Raw genomic sequence first — 19,597 nt, forward strand, 5'->3', positions numbered from 1 at the left:
TGGGTGGGGACAGGGTACGCGGCCGTGGCCCGGGTCGTACCGGTGGCGCGCAAACCCGGCGACGCCGCACGTCGGGACGGCACCCGGGTGCGCCATGCGGCCCCGCGGCCGTGCCGCCCGAGCCGGTGCGCGGCCAACTGCAAGACTGGCGGTCATGAGCTATGGCACAACCGATTCCGTGCCGTCGGTGACTCTGGACGACGTGCGTGGCGCCCAGAAGATGCTCACCGGTGTGGCACGGGTGACTCCGATGGAAGGCAGCAGGCACCTGTCCCGCCTGGTGGGTGCCCCTGTCCACTTCAAGTGCGAGAACCTCCAGCGCACGGGATCGTTCAAGCTCCGCGGTGCCTACGTGCGGATCGCCGGCCTGCTGCCGGAGCAGCGTGCCGCGGGCGTGGTGGCGGCGAGCGCGGGCAACCACGCCCAGGGGGTGGCCCACGCGTCGTACCTGCTCGGCGTGCGTTCCACCGTCTTCATGCCGGTGGGCGCGCCGCTGCCGAAGGTGGCCGCGACGCGCGAGTACGGCGCGGAGGTCCGGCTGCACGGGCAGGTCGTCGACGAGACGCTGGCCGCCGCCCAGGAGTACGCCACCGAGACGGGCGCGGTGTTCATCCACCCCTTCGACCACCCCGACATCGTCGCCGGCCAGGGCACCGTGGGCCTGGAGATCCTGGAGCAGTGCCCGGAGGTGCGCACCATCGTGGTGGGCGTGGGCGGCGGCGGGCTCGCGGCGGGCATCGCGGTCGCCGTGAAGTCGCTGCGGCCCGACGTGCGGGTGATCGGAGTCCAGGCGGCGGGCGCGGCGGCGTATCCGCCCTCGCTGTCGGCGGGCCGGCCGGTGGCGATAGAGCCGCAGGCGACGATGGCGGACGGCATCAAGGTGGGGCGGCCCGGCGACGTGCCGTTCCGGCTGGTCAGAAAACTGGTCGACGAGGTGCGCACCGTCACCGAGGATGAGCTGTCCCGGGGCCTGCTGCACTGCCTGGAGCGGGCCAAGATGGTCGTCGAGCCGGCCGGCGCGAGCCCTGTGGGCGCGCTGCTGAGCGATCCGGAGTCCTTCGAGGGGCCGGTCGTCGCGGTGCTGTCCGGCGGCAACGTCGACCCGCTGCTGATGCAGCGGATCCTGCGGCACGGCATGGCGGCGGCGGGGCGCTACCTCGCGGTGCGGCTGCGGCTGACGGACCGGCCCGGGGCCCTGGCGACGCTTCTCGGGGTGTTGTCAGTGGTGGATGCGAACGTGTTGGACGTGAGCCATGTACGGACCGATCCACGGCTCGGGCTCACGGAGGTGGAGGTCGAACTGCACCTGGAGACGAAGGGCCCTGCGCACTGCGCGGAGGTCCGCACCGCGCTGCGGGACGCGGGTTACGTGATCACGGCCTGAGGGCGGGCCGACCGGCGGAGGCCGGCGGTGCCGGGAGTCGCGAAACCCGTTGAGAAACGCGATGTATCGCGTTATGGTGTGTGGACCCGCCCCCCGTGGGCCCTCCTGGCCCCTTTTCCTGCCTGCTCCGCGTCCGTGGCGGCGCCGGCGGGAAGCCGAGCTTTCCGTTGGAAGTCGCCCGCCGGGCGACCCGAACTTTGGAGAAAACCCATGCCAGGCGCCATCTACGCAGAAGGTCTGGTCAAGACCTTCGGCGACGTAAGGGCTCTGGACGGCGTCGATCTCGATGTCCCCGAAGGCACCGTGCTGGGCCTGCTCGGGCCGAACGGTGCGGGCAAGACCACGGCGGTGCGCTGCCTGACGACGCTGCTCCGGCCGGACAGCGGCAAGGCGATCGTGGCCGGTATCGACGTCCTGAAGAATCCCAACGAGGTGCGGCGCTCCATCGGCCTGTCCGGCCAGTTCGCCGCCGTCGACGAGTACCTGACGGGCCGCGAGAACCTCCAGATGGTGGGCGAGCTGTACCAGATGCGCTCGAAGGCGGCCAAGGCGCGCGCGGTCGAGCTGCTGGAGCGGTTCAATCTCGTGGACGCCGCGGACCGCACCGCCAAGACCTACTCCGGCGGTATGCGCCGCCGGCTCGACCTCGCGGCGGCGCTCGTGGTCTCCCCGCCGGTGATGTTCATGGACGAGCCGACCACCGGCCTCGACCCGCGCAACCGCCAGGGCCTGTGGGAGGTCATACAGGAGCTGGTCTCCGGCGGCACCACCCTGCTGCTCACCACCCAGTACCTGGAGGAGGCCGACCGCCTCGCGCACGACATCGCCGTGGTCGACCACGGCCGTGTCATCGCCCGCGGCACCTCCGACCAGCTCAAGGCCCAGACCGGCGGCGAGCGCGTCGAGGTCGTGGTGCACGAGCGCGAGCACATCACGACCGCCGCCGAGCTGATGGAGAGCTTCGGCAAGGGCGCCACCACGGTCGAGGAGCACACCCGCAAGATCACCGTCCCCGTCACCGGCGGCGCCAAGCTACTCGCCGAGATCATCCGCGAGCTGGACACCCGCGGCATCGAGATCGACGACATCGGCCTGCGCAGGCCCACCCTCGACGACGTCTTCATCTCCCTGACGGGACACGCCGCCGAGGAGGCCGAGGAGGGCGCGAAGGACGGGGCCGAGGGCGCCGGCCGAGGCAAGGGAAGCGGCGCCCGCGGCAGGAAGACCGAGAAGAACCCCAACAAGGAGGCCGTGAAGTGACCGCCGTGACCGAGACCCCGGCAGCCGGGGCACCCGTGGGAGCCGGCGGTATCGGCCAGTCCGTCAGGGACTCCTTGGTTCTTGCGCGGCGGAATATGATTCGAATGCGCCGGATTCCTGAGATACTCCTTTTTGGGCTTATCCAGCCCATCATGTTCGTGGTGCTCTTCACCTACGTCTTCGGCGGTTCGATCCAGGTCGGCGGCTCGCTCTCTCAGCAGGACTACCGCGAGTTCCTGATGGCGGGGATCTTCGCTCAAACCGTCACCTTCGCGACGGCTGGCGCGGGCGCGGGGATTGCCGACGACATGCACAAGGGCCTGATCGACCGGTTCCGCTCGCTGCCGATGGCACGCGGAGCGGTCCTCACCGGCCGCACCCTGGCCGACCTGGTGCAGACCGCGCTCACCCTGGTTGTGCTCGCCCTCGTCGCACTCCTCATCGGCTGGCGCACGCACGACAACTTCGGCAAGGTGCTCGCGGGCTTCGGCCTGCTGCTCCTGCTCGGCTATGCCTTCTCGTGGATCGGGGCCCTGATCGGGCTGTCCGTGCGGACCCCGGAGGCCGCGACCTCCGGCGGGCTGATCTGGCTCTTCCCGCTGACGTTCATCTCGAACGCCTTCGTGGACTCCAACAACCTGCCGACGTTCTTCCGGCACATCGCCGAGTGGAACCCGTTCAGCACCACGGTCCAGGCCAGCCGTGAGCTGTTCGGCAACCTGCCCCCCGGCTTCAAGACCCCGGATGCCTGGCCCATGCAACACCCGGTCTGGGCGTCGGTGCTGTGGTCCGTGCTGATACTCGTGGTGTTCCGAACGCTGGCAGTCCGCAAGTATCGCCGGGCGGCTGGTTGATCACGCTTCTTTGCTGCGCATCCTGCGTGCCTTCGACTGCCGACTCCATCGTCGAACAGCATCGATGATGCCCGTAATGGGGTTGGCGGCCAGTCGTTAGCCTCGAACTTTCGTGACGGTCCACCGACTCCGTCGGTGGACCGTCACGAAAGTTCGAGGCTAGTCCATTTCTACGTTGCCTTCTGCTTCGACCACCCTGAGTGGGATCTCATGGTTACGGCTGTGGAGCATCACAGCCTTGGCTGGCAGACCGATGAGCAGTACGCCGACTTTGTAGCCGCGTACGGGCGCGATCTGTACGACTGGCAGTGATCATGTGACTGGTGGTTCTGCTGATGAGTCTGACTCGCCCTCTGACAGTGATGACGAACTGTTCGGAATCATGTTGAGCCTGATTTCCTACATGGCAGAACTCGAACATACGTTGATCCTTGAGCGCACCATGGGCGGCCGGGACCAGAAGCTGGCTGCTGGCGGTTGGCCTCTTGGGCACCCTCCGTACGGTGTGACACTCAGCGGTAAGGGAAGCGAGGCTGTTCCGGTCCTCTGTGAGGACGAAGTACACGTGATCAATACCGTGGCAGGTTTGATTGTGGACCTCGGCTACTCGCGAGATGAAGCCGCTGAGCACCTGAACAACCTCGGCTCCCGCACTCGTAAGGGTCTGACCTGGACTGGTGCGAACCTTGCCAAGCGCCTCGACTCCACCGCACTTGACGGATACGTGGAGTTCCGCATTGAGCGCACCACCGAGGATGACGAACAGGAGACCTTTGAGGTCTTCCGGATCGAGGTTCCTCGGCCGATCAGTGATCCGAAGCTGGTGGAAGCTCTTCGAAAATCCCTCAACAGGCGGTCATTCCAGAAGAATAACCTCAACCACTACCTGTTCACGGGTCGCCTGCACGCACTGTGCGGCGGTTACTACACAGGTGGAAAGTCCGCCGAATCCCCCATCGGCTACTACCGGTGCATGGGAAAGCGGCTGGGCCTGAACTGTGACTGTGCGGAACTCCCCGCACCCGACGTCGAAAAGGCCGTCTGGGCTGCGATTGAGGCCCTGCTCTCCCACGTGGGCAAGTTCAGGACGCTTGCGGAAAAGTGGTTGGGGGCGATTCCGGAGCGAGCTGAGACGTACCGGAAACGCCTCGCTGAGTTGGATGCCCAGATTGAGAAGAAGAGGGCCAGCCGCAAGGGACGACTCCTCGCAAAGCTCACCCAGCTCTTCGAAGACGAGCTGGGTGAGGGTGCAGGAGACGAGATCGACGAGGACACGATTCGAGAGGTGAAGCAGGCCCTCCAAGCGAAGGAGGACGAACTGATCACTGAGCATGAGCGTCTGGCTCGCTGGCTTCGGGAGGCCGAAGAGCAGCAACAGCGGGCGGACGAGATCGTTGCCCTGGTGGCGGGACAGGCAACCACGATGGACTCCTTCACCGTCGCGCAGCGTCGGGACCTGCTCGACCTGCTGGATGTACGTGTACAGGTGACCGGCAAGGGACAGCCGCGCCGAAAGGGGATCGCCGACCCCCTCACGGAGTGGCACAGGGAGACAGGCACGCTGGTGCCTCTCAAGATCAGCGAAGAGGGGTGGAGGGCGGTTGATGCCGTCCTTCCCGACTCTCGCCAGAGCTGGACGCCGAAGCGGGAGATCTTCGACGCGATCTTGTGGAAGCTCCGGACTGCTGCACGGTGGAGCGATGTGGAGGTTTCTGGGAGCTCGTGGAGCGCTGTGAGGCGGCGCGCGGAGGCATGGCGTACCTCTGGGGCTTGGCAGGCTGCCATGGAGGCGCTGAAGGGCGCTGGCGGGGTCCCTGTGCCTCCGCTCATGGTCCTCCCGCCCATGGAGGTCACGGGCAGCATTGATCCGAAATTTGCCGCACTGGAGATGGAGACGCTGGCCTGTGAGGGTGACGTGGGCTGCTGTAACCAGAACCACATCCACGTACACCCTTCCCCGAAGTGGTCATCTTCGGCCTCATCCAGCCGATCATGTTCGTGTGCTGTTCAGCTACGTCTTCGGCGGCTCGATGAGCATCGGCGGGACGACCAACGCCGGGGTCTACCGGGAGTTCCTGATGTCCGGGATCTTCGCGCAGACCGTGACGTTCGCCACCGCCGGAGCCGGCGCCGGCATAGCGGACGACATGCACAAGGGCCTCATCGACCGCTTCCGTTCGCTGCCCATGTCAAGGGGTGCGGTGCTCACCGGCCGTACCCTCGCGGACCTCGTGCAGACCGCGCTGACGCTGCTGGTGCTGGCGATAGTGGCCCTGCTGGTGGGCTGGCGCACGCACACGAACATCGGCGAGGTGCTGGGCGCCTTCGGCCTGCTGCTCCTCCTGGGCTATGCATTCACCTGGATCGGTGCGCTGATCGGCCTGTCGGTGCGCACCCCGGAGGCGGCGACCTCGGGCGGCCTGGTCTGGCTCTTCCCGGTGACCTTCGTCTCCAACGCGTTCGTGCCCACCGACAACATGACGCCCTGGCTGCGGCACATCGCGGAGTGGAACCCCTTCAGCGCCATCGTGCAGGCCGCGAGGAAGCTCTTCGGCAATCTCGGAGTGGTCGACTCCTCGGCTTGGCCGATGCAGCACCCCGTGTGGGCGTCGCTGATCTGGTCGGTACTGATCATCGCCGTCTTCCGCACTCTGGCGGTGCGCAAGTACCGCAACGCCACGGCGTGAGGTCGGGCGCCCTGACCATGACGAAGCCCCCGTGTGAGGTCGCCGGGGGCTTCGTCGGGTCCGGGGCGGTGCTCAGCCCTGGTACGGCTTGGCGGAAATGATCTTTACGGAGGCCATCTTGCCGTTCGGCAGCTCGTACTCGGCGTCCTCGCCGACCTTCTTGCCGTTCACGCCCGTGCCCAGCGGGGACTGGGGCGAGTAGGTCTCGATGTCGGCGCTCGCGTACTCGCGTGACGCCATCAGGAAGGTCAGGGTGTCGTCCTCGTCGCCGTCGAAGGCGATGGTGACGACCATGCCGGGCTTTACCACGCCGTTGTCAGCAGGGGCCTCGCCGACCTGGGCATTCTCCAGAAGCTGAGTCAGCTGGCGGACGCGGAGTTCCTGCTTGCCCTGCTCCTCCTTGGCTGCGTGGTACCCGCCGTTCTCGCGCAGATCGCCCTCCTCGCGCGCCGCCTCGATCTTCTTCGCGATCTCGGTGCGCGCGGGACCAGACAGGTACTCCAGCTCCGCCTTGAGCTGGTTGTACGCCTCCTGGGTAAGCCAGGTGACGTTCTCGCTGGTCTGGGTCACAGGTGCTCCTCGTAGGTACTGGGAATACAAAGCATCGCCCTACCCATGAAGCTTGTTCCTCGGCGGGTGGGCGAAACCACGAGCGTAACAATTCCCTCGGCGAAGAGGGAGGACATAACACATCAGAATACCGTTAACCCAGCTCACATGCGGTTCGGGAGCAGTTGGCCCGGTCGTGGCCCTCGGGTGAACGGAGGTGTACCAGTGCTGCCCATGTCGGGGGCCCGCGTAAACCAGCGGGCGGGTCCGATGCTGTAAGCGGGCGTGAACGCCGGGTGAAACCGAGCCCGGTTCTCCGGGCATGCGCCCCGCGTGCGGGGTGCGTGTGGTGCAGGATACGGGAGGGGCGGGCCGGTCAGCCGGTGTGGCAGCCGAGCAGTTCCGCGTCGGTGCCGCGGGCCGTGGTACGCAGCGTGACGACCTTGTCGAGGCGGCCCGTGTGCTCGTCGAAGCGGAAATCGGCGCGGCCGACCTCGGCGCCGTCCGCGGAGCGCGAACGCAGCGTGCAGTAGCCCTTGGCGCCCGCGTCCTTGTGCACCTCCAGGTGCACCTGCACGGCACTGTCCGAGACGACCTGGAACGTGACGAGCTGGGCGCTGATCTTCTGCCCGGCGATGTAGTCGTAGCCGGCCCAGCCGACCACGCCCAGCAGGACCACACCCAGCACCGCGCCAACGGTCCGCAGCCGGCGGTCCGCACGCCGGTCGCCGGCCGCGCTGTACCTGCCCGGGGGCACCCCGACGGCCCGCGCACCGGTGGAGCCGAGGGCCGGACGGCCGTTCTTCGGCTGCTCACCGACCGTGCTCATTGATCGTCCTCCAGGGCCAGAGACGGGATTCCGGAATTATCCATCCCCCGATTCCGTCACTATAGAAGCGCGTGTCCGTCACCGGACCACCGCCCCGAGGCGACGACCCTCGGGGTGCCGCGCACAGTTCTCCGCACTGCCGCCCGCAGGACATCCTCCGGGAAACCCATGCATCACGACGAATCGACTAATCAACGAGGATCGAGTCTTGACTGAGCAGCTTCGACTGATGGCCGTGCACGCCCACCCCGACGACGAGTCGAGCAAGGGCGCGGCCACGATGGCCAAGTACGTGTCCGAGGGGGTGGACGTGCTGGTCGTGACCTGCACGGGCGGCGAGCGCGGCTCCATCCTCAATCCGAAGCTCCAGGGCGACGCATACGTCGAGGAGCACATCCACGAGGTCCGCAAGAAGGAGATGGACGAGGCCAGGGAGATCCTCGGCGTCCGCCAGGAGTGGCTGGGCTTCGTGGACTCCGGCCTGCCCGAGGGCGACCCGCTGCCCCCGCTGCCCGAGGGCTGCTTCGCGCTGGAGGACGTCGACAAGGCCGCGGGGCGGCTGGTCGGACACATCCGCGCGTTCCGCCCGCAGGTGATCACCACGTACGACGAGAACGGCGGCTACCCGCACCCCGACCACATCATGACCCACAAGATCTCGGTGGTCGCCTTCGACGGCGCCGCGGACCCCGAGAAGTACCCGGAGGAGGAGTTCGGTCCCGTCCACCGGCCGCAGAAGCTCTACTACAACCAGGGTTTCAACCGGGCCCGGACGCAGGCCCTGCACGACGCGATGCTGGCGCGCGGGCTGGAGTCGCCGTACACGGAGTGGCTGGAGCGGCGGGACAAGTACGACCGCCTCGAGCGGACGGTGACCACGAACGTTCCGTGCGGGGAGTTCTTCGAGATCCGCGACAAGGCGCTCATCGCGCATGCGACGCAGATCGACCCCGACGGCGGGTGGTTCCGGGTTCCGCTGGAGGTGCAGGAGGAGGTGTGGCCGACCGAGGGGTTCGAGCTCGTGAAGTCCCTCGTCGATACCTCCCTCCCCGAGGACGACCTGTTCGCCGGCATCCGCGACAATGCCTGATATGAGCGCAAGCGCAGGCGTGGCCGTAACACATCTCGTGACCCTTGCCGAGGTCGACGAGAACAAGGTGACCCCCGGGGTCCTCGGCTTCATCGTGTTCGCGGTGATGGCCCTGGCCGTGTGGGGTCTGATGAAGTCCATGAGCCGGCACATGGGGAAGGTGGACTTCAAGGAGGCCCCCGAAGAGGATCCCCGGGGCTCGCGCCCCGGGCGGGACTGACCCTGCGGGTTCGCCGGCGGGGAGCCTTGCGGCTCGGGTGAGCCCCTTTGGGGGCGACCTGGCGGTCGCCCCCTGCCCCCCGGGTCGGGTGGCTTCTGTGGCCTTCGGGCCATCCGGTGGTGCGTGGCTGGTCGCGCAGTTCCCCGCGCCCCTTCGGGGAGGCGACCTGGCGGTCGCCATCCTTCGCGAGGTGCGGTTTACGTTGAGTTCCAGCCATCGCGCCATCGTGGTTGGTCGCGCGGTTCCCCGCGCCCCTTCAGCGGGGCGGCCTGGCGGTCGCCCACCCCTCCCCGGGGGGTGGCTTCTCTCGTGTTCGGGCCGGGCCGCGGGTGGTTGCTCGCGCCCACGCGGCGGAGCCTCCCGCACTGCCTGAAGGGCGTGGGAGGTACCCCCGGGACACAGCCCCGCGCCCCTTTCGTGGTGGCCCGTGCGTTCAGGTGCCCGTCACGCCCATGACGTCCCGGGCGCTGCGGCCCGGGACCATGCGCAGGCGCCAGGCCTGCCAGCCCGCCGTCAGGTCGACGCCCCGTTCGAGGAACAGTGCGTAGGCCGGAATGCAGTCCTCCAGCTGGGGGTCGCGGGCGGCGTGTCCGGCGCGGTCGAGTTGGGCGAGTTCCTCCTCAGCGACGGCCGTGCCGATCTCCACCCCGCCCGGCGAGGCGTACGGCAACAGCGTGCAGCGCAGGAAGCGCGCCCAGTCACCGCCGCGCCGGTCGCCGTACGAGGCGAAGAGCTCCGTGGCCTGGTCGCAGAGTGCGAGCGCCTGCGGGGCGCGGGCGTTGCCGGCCTCCACCACCGCCAGCTCCAGGCAGGTCCACGCCTCGCCGTGCGCGACCCCGATGCGCTTGAAGTCGGCACGCGCGTCCACGAGCAGCTGGCGGGCGAAGCCGCTGTTGCGCAGCGAACCGGTCTGGGCCGCCCGCTGGTCGCGCGTGGCCCGTGCCGAGTGGTGCCGGGCGCAGGCGAGCCCGTAGACATCGCGCATCCGCGAGAACACCGTCCTGGCGCGTTCCAGCTCGCGCACCGCCTGATCCAGACTGCCGGTGTCCTCCAGGGCCAGGCCCAGGTAGTACGCGCTCCAGGCCGCACCGCGCGCGTCCTCGTTGTCCCGGTGCCGGGACGCCGCGCCGCGCAGTTGCTCGGCCGCGGCCTGCCCGTCGCCGTCGACGAGCCGGGCCCGGGCGAGCTGCGTCAGCGCCCACGCCTCCCCGCGCGGGTCGTGGGTGCGCCCGTACAGCTCCAGGGCCGTGCGCAGCTCCGCCTCGGCGCGCGGTACCTCACCGAGCCGCAGGCAGGTCTGCCCGAGCTGGAAGTGCGCCCACGCCTCGCCCTGCACGGACTCGTTGGCCCGGTGCAGCCCCAGCGCCTCGTCGAGCAGCTCCAGCGCCTCGCGGGGCCGGGCGAGGTCGCGCAGCACGGCGCCCAGCGCGTGCAGGGTCCAGCCCCGGTCACCCGCCAGCGCCTCGGACCCCTGGAGCGCCAGGGCCTCCCGCAGCTTCTCCTCGGCGCCGGCCAGGTTGCCCTGGTGGTGCAGGGTGATGCCGAGGGAGCCCAGCGCGCGGGCGGCGCCCGCCTCGTGGTGGGCCTCGAAGTACAGGTCGACCACCGACGACAGCGTGGTGCGCGAGGTGTCCAGCTCGCCGACCTGGCGGGCCGCGATGCCGGTGCGCCACTGCACGCTGCGGCCCAGCAGGCCCTGGTCCACGGACTGCGTCAGCTCGCTGATCTCGCCGAGCCGGTACAGGTCGCCGCGGAGCAGGCAGTAGTCGCACAGCGCGCCCAGCAGGTGCAGCACCGCGGCCTCGTTCACGCCCTCCGCGTGCCGCAGCGCCGCCGTGATGAAGCTGGTCTCGTCGTCCAGCCAGCGCAGCGCCGCCTCCAGCGAGGTGAAGCCGTGCGGGCCCACCGCCTCCGCGTGGAACGCGGCGTCCGCGCGGGTGGACGTCTTGCCCTCCACCAGCCGGATGACCGAGTCCGCCAGCTCGGCGTAGTTCACGATCAGCCGTTCCTGCGCGGCCGTGCGGTCGGCCGGGGCCTCCTCGTCCGCGAGCCGGGCCCGGGCGAACGCGCGCACGGTCGAGTGCAGGCGGTAGCGGCTGCCGCGGACGTGGTCGAGCAGGCCCGCCGCGGCCAGCGCCGTCAGCTCCTTCTCCGCGCCCGCCTCATCGGTGGCCAGCAGCGCCGCGGCGGCCGCGGCGCCCAGCGACGCGCGGCCCGCCAGCGCGAGCCGCCGCAGCAGCCGCCGGGCGTTCTCCGGCTGCTCCGCGTACCGTAGCCACAGCGCACGCTCGACGGGCCCCACCGGGCCGTAGTCCGCCAGCGAGACCGCCAGATCGCGGGCGGAACGGGTGCCGAGCGACGAGGCGACGACGCGCAGCGCCAGCGGCAGGCCGCCGCACAGCTCGCGCACGCGCTCGGCCGCGTCGGCGTCGTACGGTCCCGGCTCGTCGGCCGCCCACGCCCTCAGCAGCTCCTCGGCGCCGGCCGCGTCCAGCGGCGTGACGGGCATCCTGTGCACCCAGGCATGGAGGTCCTCGGGGAGGGCGAGCGGCTCGCGGGAGGTCACCAGGACCAGGCTCTCCGAGCGCTCGGGGACCAGGGTGCGCACCTGCTCCGCGTCGCTCGCGTCGTCGAGCAGGATCACCACCGGCAGGCCCGCCAGGTGCTTCTGGTACAGCTCGGCCAGCCGCCGTACGTGCTGCCGGCGCTGCTCCTCGGAGGCGCGCTCGCGGAAGAGCAGCTGCTCGCGGGGCGCACCGAGCCGGTTCAGCAGGTGCAGCAGGGCGTCCCGGGTGGCCAGCGGCGGCTCGTCGGGCCCGGCCCCGCGCAGGTCCACCACGCACGCGCCCCGGAACTGCTCCTTCAACGCGGCCGCCGCCCGCACCGCCAGCGTGGTGCGCCCGGCGCCCGGCTCACCGTGCAGCAGCACCACCACGGGACGGGTCTGGGGCGCGGCCCGCGCCGCGTGCACCCACTGCGCGATCCGCGTCATCTCCTGCCGGCGGCCCGTGAAGGGTCCCTGGGCCTCGGGGAGCTGCGCGAACGACTGCTGGAGCACGGTGCGCCGGCGGGCCGCCGCGCTCTTGTCGGTACGGCGCCGCTGGGGCGCCGGCTGCCCCGCGGTGCCGGAGGCGGCGGACAGCATCCGCTGCTGGTCGAGGAACGGGCGGATGCCGCGTACCTCCAGGGCGGTCAGCCACTGCAACCGCAGTTGCTCCACGCCGCCCGGCTGGTTGCGGGCCGCCGCGTGCTTGCTCGACTCCGGCAGATGGGCCGCGGTCACCTTGACGACGGTGGCCGCGGCGCCCACCACCAGGGCGGCGGCGCCGGCGCCGAGGGCGGTGCCGGTGCCCGTGCCCGCGGCCAGGTCGGCGACGCAGGCGGCGAGCGCTGCCGCGGCGGTGGCCGCGAGCGGTGCCGCGGGCTTCTCCCGGGCGAAGCGGCGCCCGAACGTCAGCCGGCCCGCCTCCGCCGAATCGAGTGCGCGGGTGTAGGCCGCGTACTCCTCGGCGGCCGGCGCGGCCAGCGTCTCCAGCGCCGCGCGCGCCCGGTTCAGCAGCACGGTCCGGTCGACGCGGTCCCCCGAACGGCGCGCCTCCTCGTCCACGGCTTGTACCAACAACCGTTCAGCATCGGCCCGATGGCCCTCACGCATGTCGTGCCCCCCTTGGCCGTCTCAGCTACCGGACAAGTGTGGGGGGTGAGGGCGCGCGGCGCGAGACCCCGCCGGTTCCTGCCGGGGGCACGCCGTTGTCGGGGCTCACGTGGTCCTGGCCCCGGCCCGGTCCCGGGGGCCCCGCGGGCGGCTGCGGCGATCGTCAGCGATCACCTGCCGGTGGCACGGGCGGCAGGGGGTGCCCCCTTCGGGTTGGCGGCGGTCTGGCGGCCTCGTCGTGGCTGGTCGCGCCCGCCGCGGCGGAGCCGCACATCGATGCAGCCCCGCGCCCCTTCGGGTCCGTATGTTCCGGGCGCACCCCGGCAGGGGCGCGGGGAACTGCGCGACCAGCCCACCACCGGCAGGTGGTCGCGAGACGACAGGAGGTGCCCTTCCAGGGGCGGGGGGTGTCCGTACGTCTCGCGTGACCCCGATAGGGGCGCGGGGAACTGCGCGAGCAACCACCCATCCACCGGTGGTCCGGATACGGCCGAGACTGCCTCTTCGGGTCGGTGGCGGTCTGGCGGTTTCGTCGTGGCTGGTCGCGCCCACGCGGCGGAGCCGCACATCGACACAGCCCCGCGCCCCTATCGGGGCGCGCCCCCACCGGCAGGTGGTGGTCCACAGGAGCGAGCAACACCCCCTCCAGGCCGGTGGCGCCCCCGCAGGGGCGCATGACCTGGGGCGACGGCCCGCCGCAGGCGGCCCCGGCCGACCCGGGCGCCCCCGCGGCCGATGCGGGAGGATTGACGTATGCCTAACCGACTCGCCCACGAGACCTCCCCCTACCTCCTCCAGCACGCCGAGAACCCCGTCGACTGGTGGCCCTGGTCGCCGGAGGCGTTCGAGGAGGCGCGGCGCAGAGGCGTGCCGGTGCTGTTGAGCGTGGGGTACTCCAGCTGTCACTGGTGCCACGTGATGGCCGTGGAGTCCTTCGAGGACGAGGAGACCGCCGCGTTGATGAACGAGCACTTCGTCAACGTCAAGGTGGACCGCGAGGAGCGCCCCGACGTGGACGCCGTCTACATGGAGGCCGTGCAGGCGGCGACCGGGCAGGGCGGCTGGCCGATGACCGTCTTCCTCACCGGGGGCGGCGAGCCCTTCTACTTCGGCACGTACTTCCCGCCCGCACCGCGGCACGGCATGCCCGCGTTCCGCCAGGTGCTGGACGGCGTGGCGCAGGCGTGGGCCGAACGGCGCGACGAGGTGACCGACGTCGCCGCGCGGATCGTGCAGGACCTGGCCGGACGCGAGGCGGCCTTCGGCGCGACGGGCGAGGGGGCGCCGCCCGGCGAGGAGGAGCTTGCCCAGGCGCTGCTCGGCCTGACCCGCGACTACGACCCGCAGAACGGCGGATTCGGCGCGGCGCCCAAGTTCCCGCCGTCGATGGTGCTGGAGTTCCTGCTGCGGCACCACGCCCGCACCGGCTCCGAGGGCGCGCTCCAGATGGTCGCGGACACCTGCGCGCACATGGCCCGCGGCGGCATCCACGACCAGCTCGGCGGCGGCTTCGCCCGGTACTCGGTGGACGCCCGGTGGGGGGTGCCGCACTTCGAGAAGATGCTCTACGACAACGCCCTGCTCTGCCGCGTCTACGCGCACCTGTGGCGGGCCACCGGATCCGACCTCGCACGCCGCACGGCGCTCGGGACGGCGGACTTCATGGTCCGCGAACTCTCCACCGAGCAGGGCGGCCTCGCCTCGGCGCTCGACGCGGACAGCGACGACGGCACCGGCCGGCACGTGGAGGGCGCCTACTACATCTGGACCACGGAGCAGCTCATCGAGGTGCTGGGCGAGGACGACGCGCAGGTCGCCGCCGGCTACTTCGGGGTGACCGAGCAGGGCACCTTCACGGAGGGCCCGCCCGGCACGTCCGTGCTGCGACTCGCCGAGAAGGAGGGCGTGTTCGACGCCGGCCGGATCGAGTCGATCCGGGGGCGGATGCTGGCCGCCCGGGGCACGCGGCCCGCGCCGGGCCGGGACGACAAGGTGGTCGCGGCCTGGAACGGCCTCGCGATCGCGGCGCTCGCCGAGACCGGCGCGTACTTCGACCGCCCCGACCTCGTCGGCGCCGCGGTGGCCGCCGCCGACCTCCTGGTCTCCGTGCACATGGGCGAGGGGGACGACGAGGGGCGGCTGGTGCGCACCTCCAAGGACGGCCGGCCGGGGCCGAGCACGGGCGTGCTGGAGGACTACGCGGACGTCGCCGAGGGCTTCCTCGCGCTGGCGTCGGTGACCGGCGAGGGCGTCTGGCTGCGCCGCGCCGGGCTGCTGCTCGACCAGGTGCTGACCCGGTTCCCCGGCGCGCAGGGGGAGCTGTACGACACGGCGGACGACGCCGAGCGGCTGATCCGCCGCCCGCAGGACCCCACCGACAACGCCGTGCCGTCGGGCTGGACCGCCGCCGCCGGCTCGCTGCTCGGCTACGCCGCGCACACCGGCTCGGAGCGGCACCGTACGGCGGCGGAGCGCGCGTTGAGCGTGGTGCGGGCGATCGGTCCGCGGGTGCCGCGGTTCGTCGGCTGGGGGCTCGCGGTGGCGGAGGCCGCCCTCGACGGGCCGCGGGAGATCGTCGTGGTGGGCCCGGACGGCGACCCGGCCACCGAGGTGCTGCGGCGGGCCGCTCTGCTGGGCACGGCGCCGGGTGCGGTGGTCGCGGCCGGTTCCCCGGACGCCGCGGGCTTCCCGCTCCTGGCCGACCGTCCCCTCGTCCAGGGCCGCCCCACCGCGTTCGTCTGCCACAACTTCACCTGCGACGCGCCGACGACCGAGGTCGACGTGCTGCGGGAGGCCGTGGGGGTGAGGGTGCTGGACTGAGGGCTTCCCGCCACGCCCCGGGGACTTGTCGGGCCCTGGGCACCTGTCAGGCCCCGGCACCCGTCAGGCCCCCGGCCCGGGTGACGCCCCCGGCGCCCCTCACGCCGTCCCGAACTCCGCCACCGCGTCGTCCACGATGCGTTCCAGGCGGTCGTGGTGGGCGCCGCGCCAGTAGACGCGGCCGCAGGCCGTGCACTGCGCGAACACCTCGTACGTCCGGCGGGTGCCGCCCTCCAGCAGCGCGGCGACGTCCGCCTTGCGGGTCTCGGTGAGCACGCCGTTGCAGGCGGTGCAGCGGGTCCAGGGGCGCAGGACGGGGGCGAAGCGGGTGAGGACGTCCCGGAGCTGCTCGTCGGGCCGGTCGCTGTAGACGAAGGCGCCCGCCCACAGCTCGCGGCGGCGCAGCAGGCCCCGGTCCCGGCTGAGCAGCACCCGCCGCTCGGCGGCGGAGCGGCCGGCCAGCGCGGGGTCACCGATGTCCGTCGACTCGTAGGCCGCGTCGACGCCGAGCAGCCGCAGCCTGCGGGCCAGGGTGCCCAGGTGGACGTCGAGCAGGAAGCGGAGCGGGGCGCCGGGCACGCGCTGCGGCCGCTCGACCGCCCTGACCCGGACGGACTCGCCCGCGGCCGGGACGTGCGAGACGGGCACCGGACGGCCGTCCACCAGCAGCTCGCCGACCTCCGTCAGCGGCACCCCCAGCGACTCGACGACATGCCCCAGCGTCGAGACACCGTCGGTCACCGCCTTCGTGGGCCCCCGCCTGCGCGCCTGCGGCACGAAGATGCCCAGCTCGGAGGCGAACTCGACAGAGATCTCGGGACCGTTCACGGGGCCAAGGATGGCACGGCGCGGCGCCGTGGCCGCCGTGTGCGCGGGCGACCGGCACCCCGGGCCGGGGGGCGGGGCCGGGGCGGAAAACCCCGGTGCGCCCGCGAGAGCCGCCCCACTAGATTCGGCGCATGCTCACCGCCGCCCTCGCCTTCGCCGGTGTGGCCGCGCTGATCAACGTCACGCCCGGTCTGGACACCCTGCTCGTCCTGCGGACGGCCGTCGCGCACGGCAGGACCGCGGGCCTCGCTGCCGCGCTCGGCATCCTGCTCGGCTGCCTGGCCTGGGGGGTGGCCGCGGCCGTCGGCCTGACGGCGGTCCTCACCGCCTCGCACCTGGCCTACGACATCCTGCGCGTCGCGGGCGCCGCCTATCTCGCGTGGCTGGGCGTGACGACCCTGCTCCGGGCCCGGAGGAAGGACGGCGCGACCGCTCCGGCGCCCCCGGAGGACCCCGCCGCCCCGTCCGCCGAGCGCGTCCCGCACGGCCCGGACGACGCGCACGGCCCGCACACCTCGCCGCCCGCCCCAGAAGCCACGACGGCCCCAGGGGACGTCACGTCCACCCGGGGCGCCCCGCCCGAGCCCGGAGGCACGCGCGCCGCACCCGCTCCCGCGGACGCCACCCCCACCCCCGCCGTCCCACCCGGCCGCGTCGCCGCCCTCCGTGCCGGGCTCGGCACCAACCTGCTCAACCCGAAGGCCGGCGTCTTCTACATGAGCCTGGTCCCGCAGTTCATCCCGGGCGCCACCTCGGTGTTCGGCGGCACCATGCTGCTGACCGGCATCGACGTCGCCGAGCTGGCGCTCTGGTACTGGATCGTCTGCGGCGCCGCCGCCTTCGCCGAACGGATCCGCCGGCCTGCCTTCCGCCGGCGCACGGAGCAGTTCACCGGCATCGCCTTCCTCGGCTTCGCCGCGAACCTGCTCACGGAGAAGGCCTGACGCGACCGGCCGGCGCGGCCCGGCGTGCGCGGCTCAGCCGTCGATCGTCCGTCCGAGGCCGTTCTCGAAGACGACCAAGGCGCGGTCGACGAGGTCGGGCAGGGAGTCGCGGTAGTCGTGCTCGGCCCAGTGGAGGGCGGTCTCCAGGAGGGCGCCGACCAGGCCCATGGCGAAGACGCGGACCTCCAGGTCGTCCGCGTCGCGGCCGGTGCGGTCGGCGAGGAGGCGGCAGAGCATGCGGCCCGTCACCGACATGCTCTCCATCATCCGGGCGCGCACCGCGGGCACCTCGACCATCAGCCGGGTGCGCATCCGGACGATGTCGGGCTCCTCCTGCGCCCCGGTCGCCCAGGAGGAGCGCATCACGGTCCGCAGGGATTCCATCAGCGGCTCGTCGGCGGGCCGCGCCCGCAGCTCGCGCTCCAGGAGCGGGTCGAACTCGTCGGTGAGGACGATGTCCTCCTTGGTGGGGAAGTACCGGAAGACGGTGCTGGGCGAGACCTCGGCCGCCTCCGCGATCTGCTCGACGGTGGTCGCCTCGTACCCCTGCTCCTCGATGAGCCGGTAGGTCGCCTCGCGGATCGCCATCCGGGTCTTGATCTTCTTCCGCTCGCGCAGCCCGGGGCCCCGGTCCCCGGCCCCACCCTGGCCGGGGGCGGTCCCCGGCGGCCTGCGGGGGGCGGTGTCTCCGGAGGCCGGGGGCGGTGTCGAGGTGGGGGTGCGTGCGGCCGTCATGCGGTCATTCTCGGCCATCCACCTGGGCCGCGGCCATGTCTCCGGCCGGGCGGGGTCCGCCGCGGGGCCCGCCGGGGCCGGGGCGGACCCCGGCCGGACCGGTGAGGAGGGCCGCCGCGAGCAGCGCCGTGACCAGCGCGACCCCGCCGCAGACGAGCAGGACCAGGTTCATGCCGTGCACGTAGGCCGCGTCGGCCGACGCGGCCAGCCGCTCGGCGCCCGCCCGCGCCGCGACCAGGTGCGCGGCGACCACCGACTCGCCGGCCTGCCCGGCGGCGGGCGCGGGCAGCCCGGTGACGTCGAGCCGGTCACGGAACGCGCCCGCCAGCAGGCTGCCCAGCAGCGCGATGCCGAGCGCCGAGCCCATCTGGCGCAGCGTCAGCATCAGCCCGGAGCCGCTGCCCGCCCGGTCGGCGGGCAGCGCCCCGAGCGCCGCGTCCATCGCGGGCACCACCGTGAACCCGGCTCCGAGGCCCGCCACGGAGAGCCACAGCGCGGTGAAGCCGTAGCCGGTGGGGGTGGCACCCACGCCCTGAAGGTGGTGGGGGACCGCCCCGGTACGGCTGCCCAGGAACGCGGCGAACGCCAGCACCGTCAGCCCCGCGCTCATCACCCCGCGCGCCCCGAACCGCGCCACCAGCGGCTGCGCGCCCTTCGCCGCGACGATCATGCCGCCCATCAGGGGCAGCATCCGCAGCCCGGTGCCGAAGGCGTCGTAGCGCAGCACCGCCTGGAGGTAGGGCGTGAGGACGAACATCAGCCCGGACAGGACGAACATCACCAGGGTCGCGGCGAGCGTGTTGAGCAGGAAGCCCCGGTCGGCCAGCAGTGCCACGTCCAGCATCGGCCGCCGCGCCCGGCGGTCCCGCCGCACCAGCGCCGCGACCAGCGCCACGGCGGCCGCGACGGCGCCCAGCACCAGCGGGTCGGCCACGCCCCGGGACGGTGCCTCGGTGATCCCGTAGACCAGGGCGCCGAGGCCCGTGCCGGTGAGCGCCGCCGAGATCGCGTCGACCCGGGGCGCGGCGGGGTCACGGCTCTCCGGCAGGAGGAAGAGGCAGGCGAGGATGCCGATGCCGGCCATCGGGATGTTGATCAGGAAGACCGAGCCCCACCAGAAGTGGTCGAGCAGCCAGCCGCCGACGATCGGCCCGAGCGGCAGCCCCAGGGCCGAGGCCGCGGCGATCGCACCTACCGCCTTCGGGCGCTCCTCGGGCCCGAACAGCGTCGGGATCACGGCCATCGCCAGCGGCATCATCAGCGCCCCGCCCAGGCCCATCACGGCACGGGCGGCGATCACCGGCGGGACGCTGTGCACCAGCACCCCGACGGCCGAGCCGGCCATGAAGAGGCCGAGCCCGGCGACGAGCATCGAGCGCCGCCCGAAGCGGTCGCCGAGCAGCCCGCCGGGGAGCATCAGCGCCGCGAACACGATGACGTAGGAGTCGGCCATCCACTGCTGCTCGCCGGTGCTCGCGCCCAGCTGCGCAGCCATGGTCGGCAGCGCCACGTTGAGGATCGTCATGTCGAAGCCGAGCACCAGCATGCTCGCGACCAGGGCGCTCAGCGCCCACCAGCGGCGCGGGTCGGGCCCCGCGCCTCGCTCTTTCCCGGCATTCATGACAGCAGGCATGAAATGAGAGTAGCTATCAAAAGATGGATAGTGTCAATTGGGTTCATGTCGATTGGGTTCACGTGTCACCACGCTGTGAAGTGGCGCACAGGCGCTGGTCCGTTCGGGT

Annotated in this window: 13 protein-coding genes and 3 pseudogenes; 10 read left to right on the forward strand and 6 right to left on the reverse strand. The window is 71.8% G+C overall.

The window, feature by feature from the left end; all coding sequences use genetic code 11:
- The first annotated feature begins 154 nt into the window (after nucleotides 1-154).
- The 6 genes and pseudogenes from ilvA to Sm713_RS04440 all read left to right on the forward strand — a co-directional run.
- A complete protein-coding gene (ilvA, locus tag Sm713_RS04420; RefSeq protein ID WP_212908361.1) occupies nucleotides 155-1,384 on the forward strand; it encodes a threonine ammonia-lyase in 1,230 nt (409 codons plus the stop codon).
- Nucleotides 1,385-1,594: 210 nt separating this feature from the next.
- Entirely contained in the window at nucleotides 1,595-2,644 is a 1,050-nt protein-coding gene (locus tag Sm713_RS04425) for an ATP-binding cassette domain-containing protein (protein ID WP_212908362.1), read from the forward strand.
- The gene (locus Sm713_RS04430) at nucleotides 2,641-3,498 is read left to right on the forward strand and encodes an ABC transporter permease (RefSeq protein WP_212908363.1); all 858 of its coding nucleotides are present in this window, start codon (nucleotides 2,641-2,643) and stop codon (nucleotides 3,496-3,498) included. Before Sm713_RS04425 ends, Sm713_RS04430 begins: the two co-directional genes overlap by 4 nt.
- Nucleotides 3,499-3,669: 171 nt before the next feature.
- A pseudogene (locus Sm713_RS40115) lies at nucleotides 3,670-3,804 on the forward strand (aminoglycoside phosphotransferase family protein); the annotation flags it as partial.
- Between the two features lie 136 nt (nucleotides 3,805-3,940).
- Nucleotides 3,941-5,266, forward strand: a pseudogene (locus Sm713_RS41595) (transposase); the annotation flags it as partial.
- A gap of 188 nt (nucleotides 5,267-5,454) precedes the next feature.
- Nucleotides 5,455-6,185 (forward strand): annotated as a pseudogene (locus Sm713_RS04440) (ABC transporter permease); the annotation flags it as partial.
- Nucleotides 6,186-6,257: 72 nt separating this feature from the next.
- Here the strand turns inward: Sm713_RS04440 and greA are convergent.
- Both greA and Sm713_RS04450 read right to left on the reverse strand, forming a co-directional pair.
- Nucleotides 6,258-6,755, reverse strand: coding sequence for a transcription elongation factor GreA (greA, locus tag Sm713_RS04445; protein WP_212908364.1), 498 nt, complete (start codon nucleotides 6,753-6,755; stop codon nucleotides 6,258-6,260).
- A gap of 355 nt (nucleotides 6,756-7,110) precedes the next feature.
- On the reverse strand, nucleotides 7,111-7,563 hold the full coding sequence (locus tag Sm713_RS04450) for a DUF4307 domain-containing protein (RefSeq protein WP_212908365.1): 453 nt from the start codon (nucleotides 7,561-7,563) through the stop codon (nucleotides 7,111-7,113).
- 208 nt (nucleotides 7,564-7,771) lie between these two features.
- Between Sm713_RS04450 and mca the strand changes: the two genes are divergently transcribed.
- Together mca and Sm713_RS04460 are read left to right on the forward strand one after the other, a co-directional pair.
- Nucleotides 7,772-8,653 (forward strand): mycothiol conjugate amidase Mca, encoded by an 882-nt coding sequence (gene mca / locus Sm713_RS04455; protein ID WP_212908366.1) that lies wholly within the window; start codon nucleotides 7,772-7,774, stop codon nucleotides 8,651-8,653.
- Nucleotides 8,646-8,873 carry a hypothetical protein gene (locus Sm713_RS04460; RefSeq protein ID WP_212908367.1) on the forward strand — a complete coding sequence of 76 codons (228 nt, stop codon included), beginning with the start codon at nucleotides 8,646-8,648 and terminating at the stop codon, nucleotides 8,871-8,873. The genes mca and Sm713_RS04460 overlap by 8 nt, the downstream gene beginning before the upstream one ends.
- Nucleotides 8,874-9,306: 433 nt before the next feature.
- Here the strand turns inward: Sm713_RS04460 and Sm713_RS04465 are convergent, their stop codons facing one another.
- Complete coding sequence (locus Sm713_RS04465; protein ID WP_212908368.1) at nucleotides 9,307-12,528, reverse strand: tetratricopeptide repeat protein; 3,222 nt, start codon at nucleotides 12,526-12,528, stop codon at nucleotides 9,307-9,309.
- Nucleotides 12,529-13,281: 753 nt separating this feature from the next.
- Between Sm713_RS04465 and Sm713_RS04470 the strand changes: the two genes are divergently transcribed.
- Nucleotides 13,282-15,348, forward strand: coding sequence for a thioredoxin domain-containing protein (locus Sm713_RS04470; RefSeq protein WP_212908369.1), 2,067 nt, complete (start codon nucleotides 13,282-13,284; stop codon nucleotides 15,346-15,348).
- A gap of 99 nt (nucleotides 15,349-15,447) precedes the next feature.
- On the opposite strand, the gene Sm713_RS04475 is transcribed toward Sm713_RS04470, so the two are convergent.
- Nucleotides 15,448-16,176 (reverse strand): Mut7-C ubiquitin/RNAse domain-containing protein, encoded by a 729-nt coding sequence (locus Sm713_RS04475; protein ID WP_212908370.1) that lies wholly within the window; start codon nucleotides 16,174-16,176, stop codon nucleotides 15,448-15,450.
- A 131-nt stretch (nucleotides 16,177-16,307) separates the two neighbouring features.
- On the opposite strand from Sm713_RS04475, the gene Sm713_RS04480 reads away from it, so the two are divergent.
- Entirely contained in the window at nucleotides 16,308-17,120 is an 813-nt protein-coding gene (locus Sm713_RS04480; protein ID WP_212908371.1) for a LysE family translocator, read from the forward strand.
- A 33-nt stretch (nucleotides 17,121-17,153) separates the two neighbouring features.
- Here the strand turns inward: Sm713_RS04480 and Sm713_RS04485 are convergent, their stop codons facing one another.
- Together Sm713_RS04485 and Sm713_RS04490 are read right to left on the reverse strand one after the other, a co-directional pair.
- Nucleotides 17,154-17,855 (reverse strand): TetR/AcrR family transcriptional regulator, encoded by a 702-nt coding sequence (locus Sm713_RS04485; protein WP_212908372.1) that lies wholly within the window; start codon nucleotides 17,853-17,855, stop codon nucleotides 17,154-17,156.
- Between the two features lie 4 nt (nucleotides 17,856-17,859).
- Complete coding sequence (locus Sm713_RS04490) at nucleotides 17,860-19,488, reverse strand: MFS transporter (protein WP_249416083.1); 1,629 nt, start codon at nucleotides 19,486-19,488, stop codon at nucleotides 17,860-17,862.
- Nucleotides 19,489-19,597 lie beyond the last annotated feature (109 nt).

The sequence above is a fragment of the Streptomyces sp. TS71-3 genome (assembly GCF_018327685.1).
Classification (GTDB): domain Bacteria; phylum Actinomycetota; class Actinomycetes; order Streptomycetales; family Streptomycetaceae; genus Streptomyces.